Genomic DNA, 4906 nt, shown 5'->3' with positions numbered 1-4906 from the left:
CGGTTAAATGCTCTAGCTTAAAGCTAGGGCTGCCGTCTTCTTTTAACGGCCATTCAATGCCTTCAGGGCGCAGTGCGTAACAAGCACGTAATAAATCAATAATATCCCAGCGGCTGTTATTGTTTTTATATTCGCGCTCGTACGGGTCGTAAAAGTTACGGTAAAAGCTATAGCGGCTTACTTCATCATCAAACCGAATACTGTTATAACCAGCAACACAGGTATTTGGTACACTAAATTCGGCATGAATTTTTGCTATAAACTCAGCTTCAACCAAGCCTTTTTTCATTGCCACTTGTGGCGTAATACCTGTAATTAAACACGCCTCAGGGTGAGGCAAGTAATCCGCTTGCGGCTTACAATATTCAATAAGCGGCTCGCCAATAATATTTAAATCAAGATCGGTACGAACACCAGCAAATTGGCTCGGCTTATCCTTTTGTGGGCTTGCTCCCCATGTTTCGTAGTCGTGCCAATAGATTGTTGCTTGATTCTCTTGATAACTTTCATTATTCATTCTATGTCTTAGCCCTTTGAATTTGCGGGTTATTAGCGCTGCTCAGTTTCTTTTTGTATTTTCGAGTTTCTTGTAAGTAGCGCGTTGTGTGTATAGTTTCGTGTATAAATTTTCTGCTAACTGTGTATAAAAAATTAAATGGCGATAAGGGATACCAAATTAAGAAAGCTGCTAGGTAAAAATCAAATACCTTGTGTATTATCGCATAGAGATAGTTTAAGTGTAAGGTTATCAGCTAAGGGAACAGTCACTTGGCAGTATCGCTGTTGTTACATGGTTCACCAAACGTTACCGTGTATCGTGAATTGCGCCGCATACCAAAAGGCAAAGCAATACTTACACGTTTGTTTAATAACGTGCATAACGTAATTACCGACACTAATTTAAAAACTCGTTTAATCGAATGGACCAGGCAACTCAGAGGTAAAGCAGATAAAATTGGAGCTAAGGCTAGCACCAACGTCGGCGTAGCCGACCTATCTTGGTCTAGTGGTAATTAACTGTACGCCTATAGCCGTGGGCTCTAGCGCGGAGTTAATATTTGATATGGTGGGGGGTGACAAAAAGGACATCGAAGAGGTTAAAAAGGATCTAGTTGCAGGTAAAAGGATCGCGAGAAACGGCCATATTTACCAAGTCAAAGGTGGCCAGTTACATGTATTAGACGAAAACGCCCAATTAAAACAAAACAAGCAACTCGATATTGAATACCGAGCAAAAACATTTGCCCAAAAATCGGGTAGCTGGCATGTAACAGAGGATCACTGGCAACAAGCCCGCGAACTTGTAGACCTTGCTTATCAATATGCAGAGCTAGACGGGCGCCAAGCGCTTAATACAACTACAAACGAAAATGGTCTAGTGACAATTGGTGATTGGGACTTAGTTACTTTAGTTAAACAAGGCAGTGCATCAGCAATCAGCAGTAACGATTGGTGGTCACTGGGTTTAATGGCGTAGGAGAGATAATGACTATTCAAATTTCAAAAGTACTCATGCCAAAGGCATGTATTAGCTGCCAGGCGTTTTGCCCAAAAAGGTATGCCGAAGATTAGCACAGCCCGTTTACTACTAAATTTGATAAGCCCCCGCCTAAAACCCAATACGGCCAATGTGGTAAAACAAATAACAGCGTATTTGCCACCGAAATTTGCACCGGTTATCAGCAAGAACCTAACGCCGACGTATTTGCAGTAACTAATAGAGCACAACCAAAACAACAGGAAATATTTTGATACGCTGACACTATTGGTGTTCTTGATTTAGCTAGATTAGTATTGAGCGGTGAAGCAACGGCCATCAGTGATAATGATTGGTGGGCAATAGATTTAATGGCTTAAGTGTACACGTTAATTACTTAATTAGCGGGTACAGCTAAGAAATGTCAAGAATAAGGAAAAATGGTTTTGAAGGTAAAGTTCAAAGAATTTTGGAGCGAACACAGATTACTTTTAGTAACAATACTTACGTTAGGAGTAGCCTCTTTCGGTGTTTATCTAATATTAATTAGTGCTAAAAGTCATGTCGAGCTCTGGTCTGCTATAGGTAGCTGGGTTGGTGGAGTCGCTACGGTGTATGCCGTGTGTATAGCAATTATTGAATATTTGAGTAATAAAAAGTTAGAAGTCATCAAAGAGCGAACTAAAATACATAGCCTAATTACTTATTATTTTGCCCCAAAATTGGAATTATCAGAACTGGCTTTTATACGAGCAAAAAGAAGTTATGAAAGTATAGTTGATACATCTGAAGAGACAAAAAAAGATATAAAGAATATCTTAAAATGGCAACAAAATCGCTAGAAGATCTTGATATAGAGACTCTTAAACTCAGAATGTTAGAAGATAGTATAAAAATATCTTCCAAAAAACAGTATGACGATTTAAAACCTTTTTTGGATAAAATTTTCGATTTAAGGGAAGATCTTATAGAATTAAGTTGTTATGTTGATAAAGAATTATTTTATAAACAAAACAATAATAGGTTATCGGAGCTTCGAAAAGTAGCTGATAAGTTGAGTCAGCGTAAAAGTTATTGTGGTGATACCTCCATATTAGAGAGCCTTGAATATCAGGAATATAAAACTAATGTGAACAATACTATTTTCAAACCGTTTTTAAAAAAAATAGAAGATTGATATGAAGAAAGTAGAAGGTTTTGAGGGTAAAGCTGACAAAATTAATGGGCATGGCACTATTTCCTATAGCTTATTTGTTTGTAATGAAGGAGGTTTGTTCGTTCAGTTGAGTGAAAATCAGATAGATACAAATAGCCCAGGAACATTTAACAATCTACTTTTTCCTATTGCGGTGTATGTACGTGAATATAACCCCAACAAAGCAATGAATGTAGAAAAAGGGTATTGTTTAAAAGAGCAAAGCTATATTCGTATAAATAATAATAATACAAGTGCATTTTTAAAGTCTGTTATTAGGCATTTATGCATAATCGAGAAATAGGTCTGAGTTAACTGCTAGTCAAAGCCCAATCAATTCTAATTGTTTTTCACGCGGTAGGTTTTTAATAAGCGCTGCGGCTAGTTGCGCAGTGGTTTTACACGGAGGATTTAAGAAGTGATCAAACGATTGGGTAATGCGGAACGTAGCGCCGCATTCTTTAGTATTAGTACACGAGCAATATAAATTGACTACGTGGGCGCTTTGCTTTTCGCGTGATGTAATTGTTGCTTTAGCTTCGCAATTTGGGCAAGTAACCTGCGCCATAATAACTACCAATCGGCAATAAAATATACTGTGATTACACACTGCCAGTAAGGATGATAAACAACCATTAATTGAATTTTACTGCCAAAGATTTTGGTTAGCTGATCGGTTGCCCGAATTTTTATTTATGAGCTACGTATTAAAAAATTAAATATTTATCTAGTGGTCTCTTGAGTTTCATTAATTAAACCCTATTTAATATGTGGGTATTAATGTTAAAAAAAAAAGAGACAAAATATGACATGTAATCATAAAGATTTAAGTACTGTAATGGAAGAGATTGAACTATTTCAAGGTAGTGGCCAGCGCCATATATGTGCTGGTTGTGCTTATCTTTTAGGTGTAAATCACCGTGAAAATAATTCGAAATATAACCCTGGTGCAGTAGACGACTTACCAGAAAGCCAAGCTCAACCTCAAAGGCATAGAAATGCTTATGGGGCTTATGATAAAGGGTTTAAAGGCAGGGCAAGATCACGAACTTTACCTTGACTTCAAAGTATGATCTTATACTCCTTTTTACAAGGAGCATTCTCATGCTTGATATTCAGCTATTTAAATATTTCGAATCAATCGATGATCCTCGCCAACAAGGTAAAGTGGTTCATAAACTATTTGATATCATATTCTTAGCCGTCAGCGCTGTTGTGTCTGGATGCCAAGGCTGGGAAGATATTGAAGATTTTGGTCATGATAGATTAGATTGGCTCAGGAAATATGTTCCCCTAGAGCAAGGTATTCCTCGTCATGACACAATTGCCCGCGTACTAAGCCGTATCGATATGACGCAATTTCAAGATTCTTTTTCTTCTTGGATGAAAGCATGCACTAAGTTAACCCAGGGCGATGTCGTAGCTATTGATGGTAAATGCTTAAAAGGCTCATTTAATCAGTCAGATAGGCGCGATGCACTTTATATGGTCAGTGCGTTTTCATGCGAAAATGGTGTCGTTTTAGCGCAATGTCCTGTTGATAAAAAGTCGAATGAAATAACAGCGTTACCAACACTTCTTGAGTTACTTGAGATAAAAGGGTGCTTAGTCACAATTGACGCCATGGGGTGTCAAAAATCAATTGCAGAAAAAATAGTGAGCAAAGAAGCTAATTACCTTCTTGCAGTGAAGGCAAATCATAAAGGACTCCTGTCGCAAATAGAGGGGGCTTTATTACCGGAGATAACACGACAAGCGTCTGAAGGGATTTTGTTTAATGAAGCAGATTATCAAAAAAACAGAGAGGAGTTTAGGTGTTGTGCAGTGCGTCATGATGTAAGTGATTTATCAGAAACGATACACTGGGAAGGTGCAAAGACGGTGGGTGTTATTGTTTCCTACAGAAAGGAAAAAGGTAAAGTAAGCAATGAGTTATGTTATAGGTACTATATCAGTTCAGCATATTTAACGGCGGAAGAATTGGCAAGGTCAGCGCGGCAACATTGGCAAATAGAGAACGGATTACATTGGCGTTTAGACGTAGGATTTAAAGAAGATGAGTGCCGAATTAGGCGCGAAGGTGCAGCGCCAGTATTTGCAGGGCTGAGGCATATCGCATTTAATCAATTAAAGGCTGAAACCAGTTTTAGTAAAGGTATGCCAGCAAAGCAGAAGAAAGCGATGCGCAGTACAGCTTATCTTGAAAAGGTATTGAATTTATAGTGTTTTTTCAT

Annotated in this window: 9 protein-coding genes; 7 read left to right on the top strand and 2 right to left on the bottom strand. The window is 38.1% G+C overall.

The genetic code is table 11. The features are described from left to right. On the bottom strand, window positions 1-517 hold a 517-nt coding region (gene sbcB, locus L647_RS0121005; protein WP_024612764.1), incomplete at its 3' end, for an exodeoxyribonuclease I. A 251-nt stretch (window positions 518-768) separates the two neighbouring features. Between sbcB and L647_RS1000000126630 the strand changes: the two genes are divergently transcribed. The 5 genes from L647_RS1000000126630 (at window position 769) to L647_RS0120980 (ending at window position 2976) form a co-directional block, all read left to right on the top strand. Further along, on the top strand, window positions 769-1017 hold the full coding sequence (locus tag L647_RS1000000126630) for a hypothetical protein (protein ID WP_024612763.1): 249 nt from the start codon (window positions 769-771) through the stop codon (window positions 1015-1017). A 16-nt stretch (window positions 1018-1033) separates the two neighbouring features. Beyond that, a complete protein-coding gene (locus L647_RS0120995) occupies window positions 1034-1477 on the top strand; it encodes a hypothetical protein (protein ID WP_253948925.1) in 444 nt (147 codons plus the stop codon). Between the two features lie 446 nt (window positions 1478-1923). Next, the gene (locus tag L647_RS0120990) at window positions 1924-2319 is read left to right on the top strand and encodes a hypothetical protein (protein ID WP_139015463.1); all 396 of its coding nucleotides are present in this window, start codon (window positions 1924-1926) and stop codon (window positions 2317-2319) included. Next, window positions 2301-2654: a hypothetical protein gene (locus L647_RS0120985; RefSeq protein WP_024612760.1), complete on the top strand. Its 354-nt coding sequence runs from the start codon at window positions 2301-2303 to the stop codon at window positions 2652-2654. Before L647_RS0120990 ends, L647_RS0120985 begins: the two co-directional genes overlap by 19 nt. Window position 2655: 1 nt before the next feature. Continuing rightward, on the top strand, window positions 2656-2976 hold the full coding sequence (locus L647_RS0120980) for a hypothetical protein (protein ID WP_024612759.1): 321 nt from the start codon (window positions 2656-2658) through the stop codon (window positions 2974-2976). Window positions 2977-2994: 18 nt separating this feature from the next. On the opposite strand, the gene L647_RS0120975 is transcribed toward L647_RS0120980, so the two are convergent. After that, window positions 2995-3240 (bottom strand): ogr/Delta-like zinc finger family protein, encoded by a 246-nt coding sequence (locus L647_RS0120975; RefSeq protein WP_024612758.1) that lies wholly within the window; start codon window positions 3238-3240, stop codon window positions 2995-2997. A gap of 237 nt (window positions 3241-3477) precedes the next feature. Here L647_RS0120975 and L647_RS0120970 point away from each other — a divergent pair, with 237 nt between their 5' ends. After that, entirely contained in the window at window positions 3478-3732 is a 255-nt protein-coding gene (locus tag L647_RS0120970) for a hypothetical protein (protein WP_024612757.1), read from the top strand. 44 nt (window positions 3733-3776) lie between these two features. Continuing rightward, window positions 3777-4895 carry an ISAs1 family transposase gene (locus tag L647_RS0120965; RefSeq protein ID WP_024611966.1) on the top strand — a complete coding sequence of 373 codons (1119 nt, stop codon included), beginning with the start codon at window positions 3777-3779 and terminating at the stop codon, window positions 4893-4895. Window positions 4896-4906 lie beyond the last annotated feature (11 nt).

Source organism: Pseudoalteromonas sp. TB64 (genome assembly GCF_000498095.1).
Classification (GTDB): domain Bacteria; phylum Pseudomonadota; class Gammaproteobacteria; order Enterobacterales; family Alteromonadaceae; genus Pseudoalteromonas.
Note: the sequence above shows the minus strand (reverse complement) of the source record. Positions and strands in the feature narration are given on the sequence as shown.

Coding starts and splice junctions, on each gene's coding strand:
- L647_RS0120965 (WP_024611966.1), top strand. CDS start 3,777: ATGCTTGATATTCAGCTATTTAAATATTTCGAATCAATCGATGATCCT.
- L647_RS0120985 (WP_024612760.1), top strand. CDS start 2,301: ATGGCAACAAAATCGCTAGAAGATCTTGATATAGAGACTCTTAAACTC.
- L647_RS0120970 (WP_024612757.1), top strand. CDS start 3,478: ATGACATGTAATCATAAAGATTTAAGTACTGTAATGGAAGAGATTGAA.
- L647_RS0120975 (WP_024612758.1), bottom strand. CDS start 3,240: ATGGCGCAGGTTACTTGCCCAAATTGCGAAGCTAAAGCAACAATTACA.
- L647_RS0120980 (WP_024612759.1), top strand. CDS start 2,656: ATGAAGAAAGTAGAAGGTTTTGAGGGTAAAGCTGACAAAATTAATGGG.